The organism is Amycolatopsis sp. FBCC-B4732 (assembly GCF_023008405.1).
GTDB lineage: Bacteria > Actinomycetota > Actinomycetes > Mycobacteriales > Pseudonocardiaceae > Amycolatopsis > Amycolatopsis pretoriensis_A.
The window spans coordinates 7,040,488-7,054,761 of sequence record NZ_CP095376.1 but is presented as its reverse complement, the minus strand read 5'-3'; the positions used below and the strand labels follow the sequence as shown (position 1 = coordinate 7,054,761).

Below are 14,274 nucleotides of genomic sequence, written 5' to 3'. Positions count from 1 at the left end.
CAAGAACCCTCGGAACCGCACCGCGCAGGAAGCGAGCGTGGATTTGCTGCGGCTCGACCTGACGGAGTGGTTGGCCCGTGCTGCCGCCGGTGCGGCGCACGCCGAAGTTCCGGCGCAACGGATCGGCACCGAGGTCGAGCCGGCGGGCACGCCCGAAAATCGATCGCCCGCCCCCGAACAGGTCGATGGCCGAAGTTCTTCGCGCTGGTGATGGCGATGGAGAAGTTCGGCAAACTGGTCGACAGCGTCGCCGAGAAGGCGAAGGAGTTCATCGTCGACACGATCACCGGCGCTCGCGCGCACGAGGGGCGGTCGAAGATCGCCGAGGCCGTCGTCGGGATCATCCCGGCGGCCCGCGAGACGCCTGCGTAACCGCCCCGCGACGCAACGCGACCACCTAAACGGCCCCGGCTACCCGCCGGGGCCGTTTTCGTTGCGCCCCGTGCACACCTCCGCCAGGTGGCCTACCGGCCCGCCCAAGCGTTACCCGCCCGTTTCAAGAGACCGTTGACGGCTGTGCCCGGGCTCACTACAGTCCCCGGAAACCGTCTGTAAAGTATCCTAATTAAGTCGGGAGCGACGAGTGCGAGCCGGTAGTCCGCGGATGCTGCGCGAGATCAACGATCGCGCCGCCATCGAGGTCCTCCTTCGGGAAGGCCCGTTGACCCGCGCCGAACTCGAGCTCGCCATCGGACTCTCGAAGCCCGCCACCGCGCAGCTGCTCACCCGGCTGGAGCTGGACGACCTCGTCGTCAAGGCCGGCGTCCGGGGCGGTGGACGCGGGCCGCGGGCCCAGCTCTGGGCGGCCAACGGGAGCCTCGCCTTCGTCGCCGCCGTCGATCTGACGCCGCACTTCGCGGACTTCGTCGTCGCCGATGTCGCCGGGGTCGTGCTCGCCGAGTACCGGGCTCCCTTGCCCGTGCACGAAGGGGCCGACGTCGTCGGGACCTTCGGGGAAGCGCTCAGCCACGTCGCCGGGGAAGCCGGGATCACCCGGGACCGGCTGGCCCACGTCGTGATCGGCGCGCAGGGGGCGTTCGACCCGCGGACCGGCCTGCTGTCCTCCGCGCCGCACATCCCCGGCTGGCTCGGCTTCGACGTCCCGCAGAAGCTGTCCGACGAGCTCGGCGTCGACGTCACCATCGAGAACGACGTCAACCTCGTCGCCGTCGAGGAGATGAGCGTCGGGCAGGCACAGGACGTCGACGACTTCGTCATGGTCTGGCTGTCCGAAGGCGTCGGCGGTGCCGTCGTGATCGGACGGCGGTTGCTGCGCGGCGCGACCGGCGGTGGCGGCGAGATCGACTGGATGCGCGTACCCGATCCGGCCACTGTGGACACCGGCGACGTCTGGCCCGAGGCCGGCGCCCGGTTCGGCAACCTGGTCGACTCGCCCGCCATCTGCCGGCTCGCCGCCGCGCACGGGATCGAAGCCGGCACCGCCTGGGAAGCCGTCGCGAAAACCGGACCGCGCCACCCGTTCCGCCACGACCTGGCGAAGCGGGTCGCCGGCGGCGTCGCCAACCTCGTCGCGGTCGCCGACCCGCAGCTCGTGCTCCTCTGCGGGGACACCAGCCGCGCGGGCGGCGAGGACTTCGCCGCGCTCGTCGAAGAAAAGCTGCACGAACTCGTCCTGCCGCGCACGCCCGTCGGCTGCGCTTCGGTGCAGGGCAACGCCGTCCGCGCGGGCGCGCTGCAGTCCGCACTCGCCACAACCCGTGAGGACGTCTTCGGCGTCGTCACCCCCACGCTCCTCGGGTCGCGCAGGCCCGAGGGCGACATCACCCGTCCCCGACTCCAGTAGCCCCAACCGATGAGGAGGAGGGCCATGCCCCCTACCACCCGGACCCGTCGCGGCGCACTTCTTGCGGCCGCCGCCGCGGCGTCCGTCCTGCTGACCAGCGCCTGTTCCGGCGCCGCCGCCCCGAGCGGGGGTGACGCCGCGGCCGCGCCCGGCAAGGACGACAAGCTCACGATCACCGTGTACTCGAAGTTCACCGACCGCGAGTACGGCGTGGTGACGGCGGGGCTCAACAAGCTCAAGGCCAAGTTCCCGAACATCGAGATCAAGCACGAGGGCAACCAGGACGACGACAAGCTCACCCAGTCGATCCGCGGCGGCAACCCGCCCGACGTCGCGATTTCCTTCTACACCGACAACCTCGGTGCGTGGTGCTCCACCGGCAGCTTCCAGGACCTGAAGCCCTACATCGAGCGCGACAAGATCGACCTGAACCAGATCCCCGAAGCCGTCCGCAACTACACCGAGTACCAGGGCAAGCGGTGCGCGATGCCGATGCTCGCCGACGTCTACGGGATGTACTACAACACCGACATGTTCGCGTCGAAGGGCATCACCTCGCCGCCGAAGACGCTGTCGGAGTTGTTCGAGGACACCAAGAAGCTCACCGAGTTCAACCCGGACGGCTCGATCAAGGTCGCGGGTTTCCTGCCCTCGATGCCGTTCTACGCCAACCAGGCCCAGTACTGGGCGCAGTACTTCGGCGCCACCTTCCTCGGGCAGGACGGCAAGTCGGACCTCGCCACCAACCCCGGCTGGAAGGCGATGTTCGAGTTCCAGAAGCAGCTCATCGACTTCTACGGCGGCCACGACAAGGTCGAGAAGTTCAAGGCGGGCCTCGGTGACGAGTACTCCGCCGACCACGGCTTCCACAAGGGCAAGCTCGCCATGATCATGGACGGCGAGTTCCGCACCGCGTTCCTCAAGGACCAGGCGCCGGAGATCAAGTACCAGACGGCGCCGTTCCCGGTGCTCGACTCGATGGCCGACCGCTACGGCGGCGGGTTCACCACCGGCACGATCATCGCGATCCCCAAGGGCGCCAAGAACCCCGGCGCCGCGTGGGAGCTGATCAAGCAGGCCACGCTGGACACCGACACCCTGGTGGACATGGCCAACGGCCTGAAGAACGTGCCCAGCACCAAGGCTTCGCTCACCTCGCCGAAGCTGGACCTGCAGCCGCAGTTCAAGACGTTCCTCGACATCTACGACAGCGGAAAGCTGGTGGCCAACCAGACCACCCCGATCGGTGACGCGCACCTCAAGGCCGTCAACGACTTCGCGGAGAAGTGGCAGGCCGGCTCGATCCCCGACCTGACCGCGGGCCTGGCGAAGGTCGACGCGCAGGTGAACGACGAGCTCAAGCAGAAGGGCGCGGGCGGATGACCTCCACCGCTCTTCCCGTCACCACCGAAGGTTCCCCGTCCGCACCTGCGAAGGTGCGGGCGGGGGCCCGCCGGGCCAAGCGCCGCCGGACCGTTTTCTTCTTCATGGCACCGGCGTTCCTCGGGTTCCTGATCTTCTTCGGCTACCCGCTGATCGCCACGGTCTACTACTCCTTCACCCGGTACGACCTGATCAACCCACCGGTGTTCATCGGCTTCGACAACTACGTCCGGATGTTCACCACCGAGCCGCTGGTCGGCACGGCCGCGTACAACACGCTGTGGCTGGTGGTCATCCTGACGGTCTGCCGCGTGGTGTTCTCCCTCGGCGTCGCGTCGGTGATCTCGCGGCTCAAGTCGGGGGTCGGCCTGGTCCGCACGCTCTGCTACCTGCCGACGCTCGCCCCGCCCGCCGCGGCGACCCTGGCGTTCGTCTTCGTGTTCAACCCCGAATTCGGCCCGGTCAACCGGTTCCTGCGGCTCGTCGGCATCGACGGCGGGCTGTGGTTCAACAGCCCGGAGATGTCGAAGCCCGCGCTGACGCTGCTCGCGCTGTGGGGCTCCGGCGAGCTGATGATCATCATCCTCGCCGCGCTGCTGGACGTCCCGACCGAGCAGTACGAGGCGGCGGAGCTCGACGGCGCCGGCCCGATCCGCCGGTTCTGGCACGTCACGCTGCCTTCGATCTCGCCGGTGCTGCTCTTCGGCGTGGTCAACTCCATCATCTACGCGCTGCAGTTCTTCACGCAGGCGATCGTCGCGGCTTCCGCGAGCGCGGGCACCGCGGACGTCGCCGGCAACTCGAAGCTCATCGGCGCACCGCAGAACTCGACGCTGACGTACCCGATCTGGCTGTACGTCCAGGGTTTCCGTTACTTCAACATGGGTTACGCGGCCGCGATGGCCGTGCTGCTGTTCATCGTCAGCGCCGGGTTCACCTGGATCCTGGTGCGGCAGCTGCGGAAGTCCCAGCACCAGGAGGAGGGCGCATGACCGCGTTGGCCGAAGCGCCGCAGCGCGATGCGGGCGTGCCGCCGAAGGTGCGGTTCAAGCGCAACTGGGACAAGCGGCTTTCCTACATCGCGACCCACGCGGTCGGGATCGCGCTCGGCGTGATCTTCATGCTGCCGCTGCTGTTCGTCTTCCTCACTTCGGTGATGAAGAGCGACCAGGCGATGACGGCGAGCCTGTGGCCGACCGAATGGCACTTCGAGAACTTCGTCGAGGTGTTCCGGAAGGCGCCGCTGCTGTCGTACTTCGGCAACAGCCTGCTGTACTCGGCCGTGGCGACGGCGGGCGCGCTGCTGTCGGCGATCCCGGCCGCCTACGGGCTTTCGAAGCTGCGGTGGCGCGGGCAGAACCTGTTCTTCATGCTGACGGTGGCCGCGATGCTGCTGCCGCCGCAGGTCACCATCGTGCCGCTGTACGACCTGTGGGTGCGGATGGGCCTCACCGGCACGCTGGTTCCGCTGATCGTGCCGTACTTCTTCTTCGACGCGTTCTCGATCTTCCTGCTCCGCCAGTTCTTCCTCACCATTCCGAAGGACTACATCGAAGCGGCGAAGATCGACGGCTGCAACGAGTTCCAGGCGATGTACCGGGTGCTGATCCCGATGGCGAAGCCCGGGATCGCGGCCACCGCGATGTTCTGCTTCCTGTTCACCTGGAACGACTACTTCGGGCCGCTGCTCTACACCGGGGAAAACCGCGACCACTGGCCGCTTTCGCTGGCGATCGCGTCCTTCCGCGGCATGCACCACGTCGAGTGGAACCTGACGATGGCCGCCACGGCCCTCATCATGGCGCCGGTCATCGTGCTGTTCATCTTCGCCCAGAAGTCGTTCGTCAAGGGCATCACATTCACGGGAGTCAAGGGATGAAGCTGGCAGTCGTCGGTGGCGGGTCCACCTACACGCCGGAACTGATCGACGGGATCGCCGGTCGCCGGTCCACTTTGGACGTCGACGAGATCGTGCTGGTCGACCCGGACGCCTACCGCGTCGACGCCGTCGGCGGGTTCAGCCAGCGCCTGCTCGACCACGCCGGCCACCCGGCGCGGGTGCGGACCACGCAGTCGTTGGAAGAGGGTGTCGACGGCGCGTCCGCGGTGCTGATCCAGCTGCGGGTCGGCGGGCAGCGGGCGCGGCGCTCGGACGAAACGTTCCCGCACGCCTGCGGCTGCGTCGGGCAGGAGACGACCGGCGCCGGCGGCCTCGCCAAGGCGCTGCGCACGGTCCCGGTGGTGCTCGACATCGCCGACCGCGTGCGCAAGATCGCCGGTGACGACACGTGGATCGTCAACTTCACGAACCCGGTCGGCATCGTCACGCGCGCCCTGCTCAACGAGGGCCACCGCGCGGTCGGGCTGTGCAACGTCGCGATCAACCTGCAGCGCCAATTCGGGAAGCTGCTCGGCGTCGGTGCGGACGACGTCAAGCTCGTCCACACCGGACTCAACCACCTGAGCTGGGAGCGCGGCGCGCTCGTCGACGGCGTCGACCGGCTGCCCGAGCTGCTGGACCAGCACCTGGACTACCTGTCCAACGAGGTCAGCGTGCCGGAGAAGTGGCTGCGGCGCATGAACGTCGTGCCGTCGTACTACCTGAAGTACTTCTACGCGCACGACGAGCAGGTCACCAAGCAGCGCACCGAACGGCCGCGCGCGGACGTCGTGTCCGACGTCGAGGAAGAACTGCTGAAGATCTACCTCGACCCGGAGCAGAACACGAAGCCGGAGTCGCTGGAGAAGCGCGGCGGCGCGTACTACTCGGAGGCCGCGGTGCAGCTGGTGCACGCGCTGACCGCGGGCGGGCCGGCCGAGGAGCACGTGGTGAACGTCCGCAACGACGGGACTTTCCCGTTCCTGCCGGACGACGCCGTCATCGAAGCTCGGTCCACTGTGGACTCGAAGGGTGCGGCGCCGATCGCGCAACCGCCGGTGGAGCAGCGCTTCGCCGGGCTCATCGCGGCGACGACATCGTACGAGTACCTCGCGCTGGAGGCGGCGATCAAGGGCGGCCGCGACCGCGTGGCGGACGCGTTGCTGGCGCACCCGCTGGTCGGGCAGTACACCAAGGCCGACCAGCTCGCCGACTCGCTGGTGCAGATCAACCGTGAATACCTGCCGTGGGCGCGCGGATGAAGCCTGCCATCATCGCTGTCGACGGCGGCAACAGCAAGACCGAGGTCCTCGTGATTTCGGAAGACGGCGTCGTGCTGGGCCAGTCGCGCGGGCCCGGCGCGTCACCGCAGAACGTCGGCGTCGCGGCCTGCGTCACGGCGCTGGAAACCCTGGTGCTGGAAGCCTTTCCGGACTTCGGGGAACGGCCGGCCGCGGTCCACACCTCCGCGTACCTGGCCGGGCTGGACTTCCCGCGTGAGGAAGAGGCGCTGCACGCGGCGCTGTCGGCGCGCGGCTGGAGCGACACCCTGACCGTCGGCAACGACACCCTCGCGCTGCTGCGGGCGGGCAGCGCGGGGGTGGGCGTCGCCGTGGTGTGCGGCGCCGGGATCAACGGCGCCGGCGTCGGCCCGGACGGCCGCGTCCACCGCTTTCCCGCGCTGGGCAAGATCTCCGGCGACTGGGGTGGCGGCTACCGGCTCGGCGAAGAAGCGCTGTGGTGGGCCGTGCGCGCCGAGGACGGCCGCGGCCCGCGGACCGCGCTGATGCCGGCGGTGGCGGCGTACTTCGGGAAGCCGACGCTGCTGGACGTCGTGCAGGGCCTGCACTTCGAGGAGATCGACGCGGCGTCGATCCACGGGCTGTGCCCCCTGCTGTTCGAGGTGGCGGCGGCCGGCGACGAGGTCGCGCAGGACGTCGTGACGCGGTTCGTGGAGGAGGTCGGCGTGTTCGCCGCGGTGATCCTCCGCGAGCTGGACCTGACCGGGGAAGCCCCGGAGATCGTCCTCGGCGGCGGCGTGCTGACCGGGATCGGCGCGCCGGTGATCGCGGAGATCGAGAAGCGGTGCCTGAAGGTGGCGCCGCGCGCGGTGGTCCGCGTCGTCGACGTGAACCCCGTGGTGGGGGCGGCCTTGTTCGGACTCGACACGCTGGGCGCGCCGGAGGCCGCGAAGACGGCCTTGAAGGCGGCGACCCAGCGCGTCTGAAGACCCTGGCGGGACCTGTCTCGAAGCGGCGCGAGACAGGTCCCGCCAGACCCCCTTACGGCACCAGGATTTCGCCGGTCTCCAGCAGGGACTTGAGGTCCGAGAGGATCCAGTCCCAGCCACCACCGGCGTTCTCGCCCGGCCCGGCGTTGACGTCTTCGTGCACCCCGGCGACCATGTCGGCGGTGAGCGGCGCGCCGGTGACGTCGTGGGTGACGGTCAGTCTGGTGCCGGCCGTCTTCGTCGCCTCGATGTCGTAGGTGAGCGTCGTGTACGGCTCGGCGCCCATCCCTTCGGGACCCATCAGCAGTTTCCACGTGATGACGAGCTTGCGCGGCGGGTCGACTTCGAGGACTTCGCCGTCGACGAGGTCCCCGGTGAACCCGGCGTCGATGAACGCCTGCGTCGGGCGGGTGCGGTGCTTGCCGCCGACCTTGAGGTCGAAGTCGGCGAGGCCGGTGTAGCCGTACTTCTGCGTCCACTCGGGCTTCGTGATGGCTTCCCAGATGCGCTCCGGGGTGGCCTTGATGTAGACGCGGTGGACCTGCACGGTGGTCGTCATGGTTCTTCGCCTTCCAGTTCGTTCTTGAGGTCGAGCAGCGCGGTGACGTGGCGCTCGGTGTACTTGTCGATCCACCGGTCGTGGATCTGCCGGATCGGCACGGGGTTCAGGAAGTGCCGCTTCTCGCGGCCGTCCTTGCGCGTGACGACGAGCCCGGCTTCTTCCAGCAGCTTCAGGTGCTTCATGACGCCGAAGCGGGTCATCTCGACCTGGGTCTCCAGCTCGGTGAGCGTGCGGCCGTCACGCTCGAAGAGCAGGTCGAGCAGGAACCGGCGGGTCGGATCCGCCAGCGCCTTGAACACCAGGTCGTCTTGCACGTCCTCAAGATAGGTGACCAAAAGGTCACATGTCAACGCCGCACTTTCACGTGAAAGTGATCCGGAGGCGTCCTCCGGATCACTTTCACGTGAAAGTGCGGTTCTAGACCAGCAGGGAGAGGGGGAGGATCAGGGCGATCGCCACCACCGAGATCAGCGTCTCCATCACCGACCAGCTCTTCAGGGTCTGGCCCACCGAGAGCCCGAAGTACTCCTTCACCAGCCAGAACCCGGCGTCGTTGACGTGCGAGAAGAACAGCGACCCGGCGCCGATCGCCAGGACGAGCAGTGCGCTCTGCGACGGGTCCATCCCCGCCGCCAGCGGGGCCACGATGCCCGCCGCCGAGACCGTCGCGACCGTGGCCGAGCCGGTGGCCAGGCGGATCGCCACCGCGACCAGCCAGCCGAGCAGGAGCGGGGAAAGGTTCGCGTCCTTGGCCAGGCCGGTGATGACGTCGCCGACGCCGGCGTCGACCAGGGTCTGCTTGAACCCGCCACCCGCGCCGACGATGAGGATGATGCCCGCGACCGGGCCGAGCGAGTCACCGACCACAGTGGACAGCTTGTCGCGGCCGAGCCCGGCCGGGCGGCCCAGCAGCACCATGCCGACCAGGACCGCCACCAGCAGCGCGATCAGCGGGTCGCCGACGAAGTCGAGGATCTTGCGGGCCTGGCTGTCCTTGGCCAGCAGGATGTCGGAGAGCGCTTTCGCCAGCATGAGCACGACCGGCAGCAGCACCGTCGTGAGCGTCGCGGCGAAGCTCGGGCGCGGCTTGCCGGTGTCCGCGCGCTCGGGAATCAGGCGCTCGGGCGGCGCGGCGTCCGGCACCAGCCGGGCGGCCAGCTTGCCGAACAGCGGGCCCGCGATGACCAGCGTCGGGATGCCGACGAGCAGGCCGAACGCCAGCGTGATCCCGACGTTCGCGTTCAGCGCGCCCGCCGCGGCGAGCGGGCCGGGGTGCGGCGGGACGAGGCCGTGCAGCACCGAAAGCCCGGCCACCGCGGGAATTCCCAGCAGCATCAACGGTTTCCCGGTGCGCTTGACCGCGAGCAGCACCACCGGGATCAGCATGACGAGCCCGATCTCGAAGAACATCGGCAGCCCGATCAGCGCGGCGACGAGCGCCATCGCCCACGGGAGGCTCTTGTCGCGGGCCTTGCCGAGCACGGTGTCGACGATCTGGTCGGCGCCGCCCGAGTCGGCCAGCAGCTTGCCGAGCATCGCGCCGAGCGCGATCAGGATGCCGACCGACGCGACCGTGCTGCCGACGCCGGTCGTGAAGCTCTTGAGCAGCTTGTCGACCGGCATCCCGGCGGTCAGCCCGAGCACGAGCGAGCCGAGCACCAGCGACAGGAACGGGTGCAGCTTCACCTTGGTGATCAGCACGACGATGACGGCGATCGCGACGACGGTCGCGGCGATCAGGCGGGTGTCGTGGCCGGTCCAGGCGGCGGCGAGGGTGGTCATGAGCGCTCCCGGAAAGCGGTGAGGGCGGCGTCGGTGATGGCGGCGGGCGACTCGCGGATGTCGAAGATCGCGCCGGGCTCGTCCGGCTCGAGGGGTTCGAGGTCGGCGAGCTGGGAGTCCAGCAGCGACACCGGCATGAAGTGACCCGAGCGCGACTGCATGCGCTCGGCGAGGACCTCGCGGTCCCCGTGCAGGTGGGCGAACCAGACGTTCCCGCCGGTCCGCAGCACGTCCCGGTACCGGCGCTTGAGCGCGGACGACGTCACGACACCCCCGGCGGCCTGGTGCTCCCGGATCCAGCCGGCGATGGCCTCGAGCCAGGGGGCGCGGTCCTCGTCGGTCAGCGGGTGCCCCGCGGTCATCTTGTCGATGTTGGCCTTCGGGTGGAACGTGTCCGCCTCGGCGTATTCGACGTCCAGCGCCCGCGCGAGCGCGGTCCCGATCGTCGTCTTCCCGGAGCCTGACACCCCCATCACCACGATGACGGTCATCCGCACCTCCCACGTCGTTGTGCCCAGGAGAGTCAAACTCAAAAGTACTACTTATTCAAGATGAAGTACTACTTAATCGAGTCAGATGACTAGGTTGGGTGAGGTGAGGCACGAGCAGGTACTGGACGAGCTGGGCGCGGCGATCGCGAACGGATCGCTGCCCCCGGGCACCGTCTTGCGCTCCGAAGAGCTGCAAGAGCGCTTCGGAGCTTCGCGGACGGTGGCCCGCGAGGTCGTCCGGGTCCTGGAGACGATGCGGCTGACGAGCAGCAAGCGCCGGGTCGGGGTGACCGTCCGCGAGACGGCGGAGTGGAACCACTACGACCCGCGGCTGATCCGCTGGCAACTCGACGGGCCGGGCCGCCCGGCGGCGCTGGCCACGCTGAACGAGCTCCGGTCGGCGATCGAACCCTGCGCGGCCCGGTACGCGGCTTTGCGGGCGACGCCGGAGGAGCGAGGTCGGCTCGGGGCGTTGGGGGAGCGGCTGGCGCGGACTGCCCGGGCGCGGGACCTGCCGACTTTCCTCGAGTTCGACATCGCTTTTCACGACCTGCTGCTGAGTGCTTCGCGGAACCCGATGTTCGCGCAGCTGTCGGAGGTCGTGGCGGAGGTGCTGACGGGGCGGACGGGGCACGGGTTGATGCCCCCGGAGCCGCAGCCCGAGGCGGTGGCGCTGCACTTGGAGGTGGCGGCGGCGGTGGCGGCGGGGGAGGCGGACCGGGCCGAGCGGGCGATGCGGGACATCGTGGTGCAGGCGCGGGAGGAGATCGCGGCCCTGGTGGAGTAGCCCGAGGCCGGCGGGTGGACTGTCGTGCGAATGTCGGCCAGGCGGGGCCAGATGGGGTGCTCGGGCGGTTGGTGGGAGTGGACCGTCGTGCGGATGCCGGAGAGCCGGTGAGGCGGGTGCTCGTGCGGCGGCCGGTCGGTCGGTGAAGGTGGGCTGTCGTCCGGATGCCGGTGAGGCGGACGCTCGTGTCGCAGCCGGGCGGTCGGTCGTGCGGCGCCGATGAGGTGGGTCCCGCGGTCGTCGTGCGGTGCGTGAGCCGAGGCGGACATCGGCCGGGCGGCGGTCGCGCGAGGCGAGTGCAGGTGGTCGTCGTGCGAGCCGGTGGGGCAGGCGGACACGCCGCGAGGCGGGTTCCGGGGTCGAGTAGCCTCCTCAGGAACTGCAGTTTTCTTCCGCCGGGGGGCACGGGTGAGCGCGGCGCGCGCGATCGGACTGGTCTTGGGTGTGGCGGCCGACGGCGCCCTCGGCGACCCCCGCCGCCGTCCGCCCGTCACGGCTTTCCGGCGGCTCACCCCCGGCCGTGGCGCTCTCGTCGCGGGTGCCGCCGTCGTGGGTGGCGTGCTGATGGAGCGGGCCGGTCGCGGGCGGCCGCTCGTCCAAGCCTCGGCGACGGCCGTCACGACGTGGGCGGTCCTCGGGGCCGCCGGGCTGGCCGTGCAAGGCACCGAACTCGCGCGTGACCTCGAAGAGTGCCGCTTCGAGCCGGCGCGCACGACACTGTCCGAATTGGACCCGCGGGTCGCCGACGGCCTCGGGGCGATCGCGTTGTCCCGCGCCTCGGTCGAGACGCTGGCGGAAAACACCTCCGACGCCGTCGTCGCCCCGCTGGTGTGGGGCGCGCTCGCGGGCGTTCCCGGGCTGGCCGGGGCGCGCGCCGTGAGCCTGCTGCGCCGGGCCCGCGTCGGGCGGCGGGGGCACTGGGCGATCGATCGGCTCGACGAGCTCGTCCACCTGGTCCCGACCCGCGTGGCGGCGGCGTTGACCGTCCTGGCGGCCCCGGTCGTCGGCGGCTCGGCCGGTGGCGCCTGGCGCGCGTGGCGCCGCGACACGATCGCCCACCCGAGCCCGAACGCGGGGCGCGTCGAGGCGGCGTTCGCGGGCGCGCTGGAGGTCCGCGTCGGCGGCCGGACGGTGTACCCGCACGGCGTGGCCGAGCTGCCGGTCCTCGGCGTCGGGCGCAACCCGGACGCCGGTCACGTGACGCGGGCCGTCGAGCTGTCCCGGGTCGTCGGCTGGCTGGCCGCCGTGACCTCGGTGGTGCTGGCCGTCGTGGCGGGCTTGCGGCGCCGCTCGCGCTGAGCTGTCCACAGGGGCGGCCGGGTGTGGACAACCGGGCGGCTTCGCTTGCGCTGGGGCAGTTTTGTCGTGGGGCACCGATAGACTGGCCTAGGGGCCGCCTCCAGGGATAGGGCGGGGGCCGCTCGTGCTTGGTCGCCGCGGCACAACCGACAGCGTCGGCAGCATGGGCACCTCGTGGACGCTTAGGTCCAAGCACGACGACGACGGCCCGGGCGGCTCGTTCGTCGTCGGCGAGGAGTTCGAGATCCACACGAACGTCGCCGGTCAGGTCTGGACGATCACCTTCGCCGACAACGGCCTGGTCTTCTTCACCGGCGACGACGTCTCGACGCCCGCCGGGATCCGGGAGCAGCACCCGACCGTCAACCAGCCCGGCCGGGTCCAGCACATGACCGTGCACGCGCTGAACCACGCCACCGGCGAGACCATCGACGGCGACCTGGCCGTGCAGCCGGTCGCGGCCTGCGGAGGCTGACCCGAAGGCGACTGACCGAACGCGGCTGAGGGGGCGTCCCCTCAGCCGCGGCGGCGCAGCTGCGTCGCCGCCTCCGTGTCCAGCCGCCCGCCGCGCTCGGTCAGCCGGGCGCCGATCCGGTCCCGGTCCTCGGCCGTCTTGTTGCCGCCGAACTTGAACTTCGCCCGGACGCCGGTGATCGTGAACTCGATCCCGCGGATCCCCGGCAGCAGCCGCTTGTCCGGCGCCTCCGTGGCGCTGACCGCGGCCCGCGCGCCGTCGGGCTCGAAGTGCCGCAGCTGCTCGTCCAGCAGTGCCGCCTTCGCCGCCGGGTCGTCGACCAGCCGGATGTCGCCCTCGAGCTGCACGGTCGCGTAGTACGACGTCGGCACCCCGCGCGCCGGGTCCGCGGTCGTGTTCCAGTCCGCGCGGATGTAGGTGTAGTCGTCGACCACCGTCAGCAGCGCCCGCGGGTGCTCCTCCAGCAGCGGCCAGATCGGGTTGGGCCGCGCCAGGTGCGTGACGACCGTGCGGTCGCCGTCGAACGCGAAGTGCGCCGGGGTCACCACCGGCAGGTCGCGCCCGGTGCCGCCGGCGATCAGCTGGCCGAAGTCGTGCGAGGACAGCCACTCCCGCCATTCGGAGTCGTCGGCGGCGTCCCAAGGGTGGATCAGCATGCCCGCAGTGTCACCCGGGCAAGTGGCCGCGCCGAAGGGCCATTTCCGGCTTACTTCTGATGGCCACTTTCGGCGAGTTCGTCCTCGGCCAGGATCTCCGCGACCGACTTGCGGCGCGCCGGCGTCGGCGACGAATCGAGCGCGCCGCCGGGCTTCAGCTCGCGCACGGTGAAGTACAGCCAGCCGAGCAGCGCCATCGCGCCGAACGCGATCCACTGCAGCGCGTACGACAGGAACGGTCCCGAGTCCGTCTGCGGCAGCGGCAGCGCGCCGAGCACGCCGGGCTGGCCGGTGTCGAGCTGGAAGTAGCCCGGCCGGATGTCGAGCTTCGCCGCCCGCGCGACGACCCGCGAATCGACGACGTAGCTCTGCAGCCGCCCGCCAGTCGAGGCGTCGGCGAACGCGTCGCGGTTCTTCGGGTCCGTTTCGTCGGCGCGCGCCCGCGCGGTCACCGTCACGACGCCGGGTGGCGGCGGCGCGAACGGCAGCGCGCCGGACTTGCTGTCGAGCCGGACGTAGCCGCGGTCGACGAGCACGACGGTGCCGTCGGTGGTCTGCAACGGCGTCAGCACCTCGAAGGCGCCCTCGCCCTGCACCGTCCGCAGCCGCGCGACGACCTCCTTGTCCGGCAGGTACCGGCCGGTGATCGAGACGAGGTGCCATTCGGTCTGCGGGCCGATCACGCTCCCCGGCGGCAGCAGCTGCGTCAGCGGCAGCGGCGCGGCCGTGAACGACGTCTCCAGCGCGGAGTTCTGCTGCTCGCGTTCGGTGTTGCGGCTGAACTGCCACGGCGACAGGAGCGTGAAGCAGCAGACGGCGAAGGTGAACACCACCGCCGTCAGAGCCAGCCACCCGGGCTTGAGCAGGAACCGCAACCGCACCCCACCACGGTAGGCCGTGCCCCGGCCCGGCCGCGTCCCGGCCTC

The 14,274-nt window shown here is 70.2% G+C and carries 17 protein-coding genes; 11 read left to right on the top strand and 6 right to left on the bottom strand.

What is annotated here, in order from left to right; genetic code table 11:
* Positions 1-37 precede the first annotated feature (37 nt).
* The 8 genes from MUY14_RS31045 to MUY14_RS31010 all read left to right on the top strand — a co-directional run bounded on the left by MUY14_RS31045 (position 38) and on the right by MUY14_RS31010 (position 7,293).
* Positions 38-211 carry a hypothetical protein gene (locus MUY14_RS31045; protein ID WP_247014458.1) on the top strand — a complete coding sequence of 58 codons (174 nt, stop codon included), beginning with the start codon at positions 38-40 and terminating at the stop codon, positions 209-211.
* A 5-nt stretch (positions 212-216) separates the two neighbouring features.
* Complete coding sequence (locus MUY14_RS31040; protein ID WP_247014457.1) at positions 217-372, top strand: hypothetical protein; 156 nt, start codon at positions 217-219, stop codon at positions 370-372.
* Positions 373-583: 211 nt separating this feature from the next.
* Entirely contained in the window at positions 584-1,804 is a 1,221-nt protein-coding gene (locus MUY14_RS31035; RefSeq protein ID WP_396126599.1) for an ROK family transcriptional regulator, read from the top strand.
* 24 nt (positions 1,805-1,828) lie between these two features.
* Entirely contained in the window at positions 1,829-3,187 is a 1,359-nt protein-coding gene (locus tag MUY14_RS31030) for an extracellular solute-binding protein (RefSeq protein WP_247014456.1), read from the top strand.
* Positions 3,184-4,179: a carbohydrate ABC transporter permease gene (locus MUY14_RS31025; RefSeq protein ID WP_247014455.1), complete on the top strand. Its 996-nt coding sequence runs from the start codon at positions 3,184-3,186 to the stop codon at positions 4,177-4,179. The genes MUY14_RS31030 and MUY14_RS31025 overlap by 4 nt, the downstream gene beginning before the upstream one ends.
* The gene (locus MUY14_RS31020; protein ID WP_247014454.1) at positions 4,176-5,066 is read left to right on the top strand and encodes a carbohydrate ABC transporter permease; all 891 of its coding nucleotides are present in this window, start codon (positions 4,176-4,178) and stop codon (positions 5,064-5,066) included. Before MUY14_RS31025 ends, MUY14_RS31020 begins: the two co-directional genes overlap by 4 nt.
* Positions 5,063-6,328 (top strand): 6-phospho-beta-glucosidase, encoded by a 1,266-nt coding sequence (locus MUY14_RS31015; protein WP_247014453.1) that lies wholly within the window; start codon positions 5,063-5,065, stop codon positions 6,326-6,328. Before MUY14_RS31020 ends, MUY14_RS31015 begins: the two co-directional genes overlap by 4 nt.
* On the top strand, positions 6,325-7,293 hold the full coding sequence (locus MUY14_RS31010; RefSeq protein ID WP_247014452.1) for an N-acetylglucosamine kinase: 969 nt from the start codon (positions 6,325-6,327) through the stop codon (positions 7,291-7,293). Before MUY14_RS31015 ends, MUY14_RS31010 begins: the two co-directional genes overlap by 4 nt.
* A gap of 55 nt (positions 7,294-7,348) precedes the next feature.
* Here MUY14_RS31010 and MUY14_RS31005 read toward each other — a convergent pair whose 3' ends face one another.
* The 4 genes from MUY14_RS31005 to MUY14_RS30990 all read right to left on the bottom strand — a co-directional run bounded on the left by MUY14_RS31005 (position 7,349) and on the right by MUY14_RS30990 (position 10,131).
* Positions 7,349-7,855: an SRPBCC domain-containing protein gene (locus MUY14_RS31005; protein ID WP_247014451.1), complete on the bottom strand. Its 507-nt coding sequence runs from the start codon at positions 7,853-7,855 to the stop codon at positions 7,349-7,351.
* The gene (locus MUY14_RS31000; protein WP_086671947.1) at positions 7,852-8,172 is read right to left on the bottom strand and encodes a helix-turn-helix transcriptional regulator; all 321 of its coding nucleotides are present in this window, start codon (positions 8,170-8,172) and stop codon (positions 7,852-7,854) included. Before MUY14_RS31000 ends, MUY14_RS31005 begins: the two co-directional genes overlap by 4 nt.
* 103 nt (positions 8,173-8,275) lie before the next feature.
* Complete coding sequence (locus tag MUY14_RS30995; RefSeq protein ID WP_247014450.1) at positions 8,276-9,640, bottom strand: gluconate:H+ symporter; 1,365 nt, start codon at positions 9,638-9,640, stop codon at positions 8,276-8,278.
* Positions 9,637-10,131: a gluconokinase gene (locus MUY14_RS30990; RefSeq protein WP_247014449.1), complete on the bottom strand. Its 495-nt coding sequence runs from the start codon at positions 10,129-10,131 to the stop codon at positions 9,637-9,639. The genes MUY14_RS30995 and MUY14_RS30990 overlap by 4 nt, the downstream gene beginning before the upstream one ends.
* A gap of 85 nt (positions 10,132-10,216) precedes the next feature.
* Between MUY14_RS30990 and MUY14_RS30985 the strand changes: the two genes are divergently transcribed.
* From MUY14_RS30985 to MUY14_RS30975, 3 genes are all read left to right on the top strand, one after another.
* Positions 10,217-10,918 carry a FadR/GntR family transcriptional regulator gene (locus MUY14_RS30985; RefSeq protein ID WP_247014448.1) on the top strand — a complete coding sequence of 234 codons (702 nt, stop codon included), beginning with the start codon at positions 10,217-10,219 and terminating at the stop codon, positions 10,916-10,918.
* A gap of 408 nt (positions 10,919-11,326) precedes the next feature.
* Entirely contained in the window at positions 11,327-12,217 is an 891-nt protein-coding gene (locus MUY14_RS30980; protein ID WP_247014447.1) for a cobalamin biosynthesis protein, read from the top strand.
* A gap of 163 nt (positions 12,218-12,380) precedes the next feature.
* Positions 12,381-12,692, top strand: coding sequence for a hypothetical protein (locus tag MUY14_RS30975; RefSeq protein WP_247014446.1), 312 nt, complete (start codon positions 12,381-12,383; stop codon positions 12,690-12,692).
* 41 nt (positions 12,693-12,733) lie between these two features.
* On the opposite strand, the gene MUY14_RS30970 is transcribed toward MUY14_RS30975, so the two are convergent.
* Positions 12,734-13,348, bottom strand: a complete 615-nt coding sequence (locus MUY14_RS30970; protein ID WP_247014445.1) for an FMN-binding negative transcriptional regulator — start codon at positions 13,346-13,348, stop codon at positions 12,734-12,736.
* 50 nt (positions 13,349-13,398) lie between these two features.
* Positions 13,399-14,229 carry an SURF1 family protein gene (locus MUY14_RS30965; protein WP_247014444.1) on the bottom strand — a complete coding sequence of 277 codons (831 nt, stop codon included), beginning with the start codon at positions 14,227-14,229 and terminating at the stop codon, positions 13,399-13,401.
* Positions 14,230-14,274 lie beyond the last annotated feature (45 nt).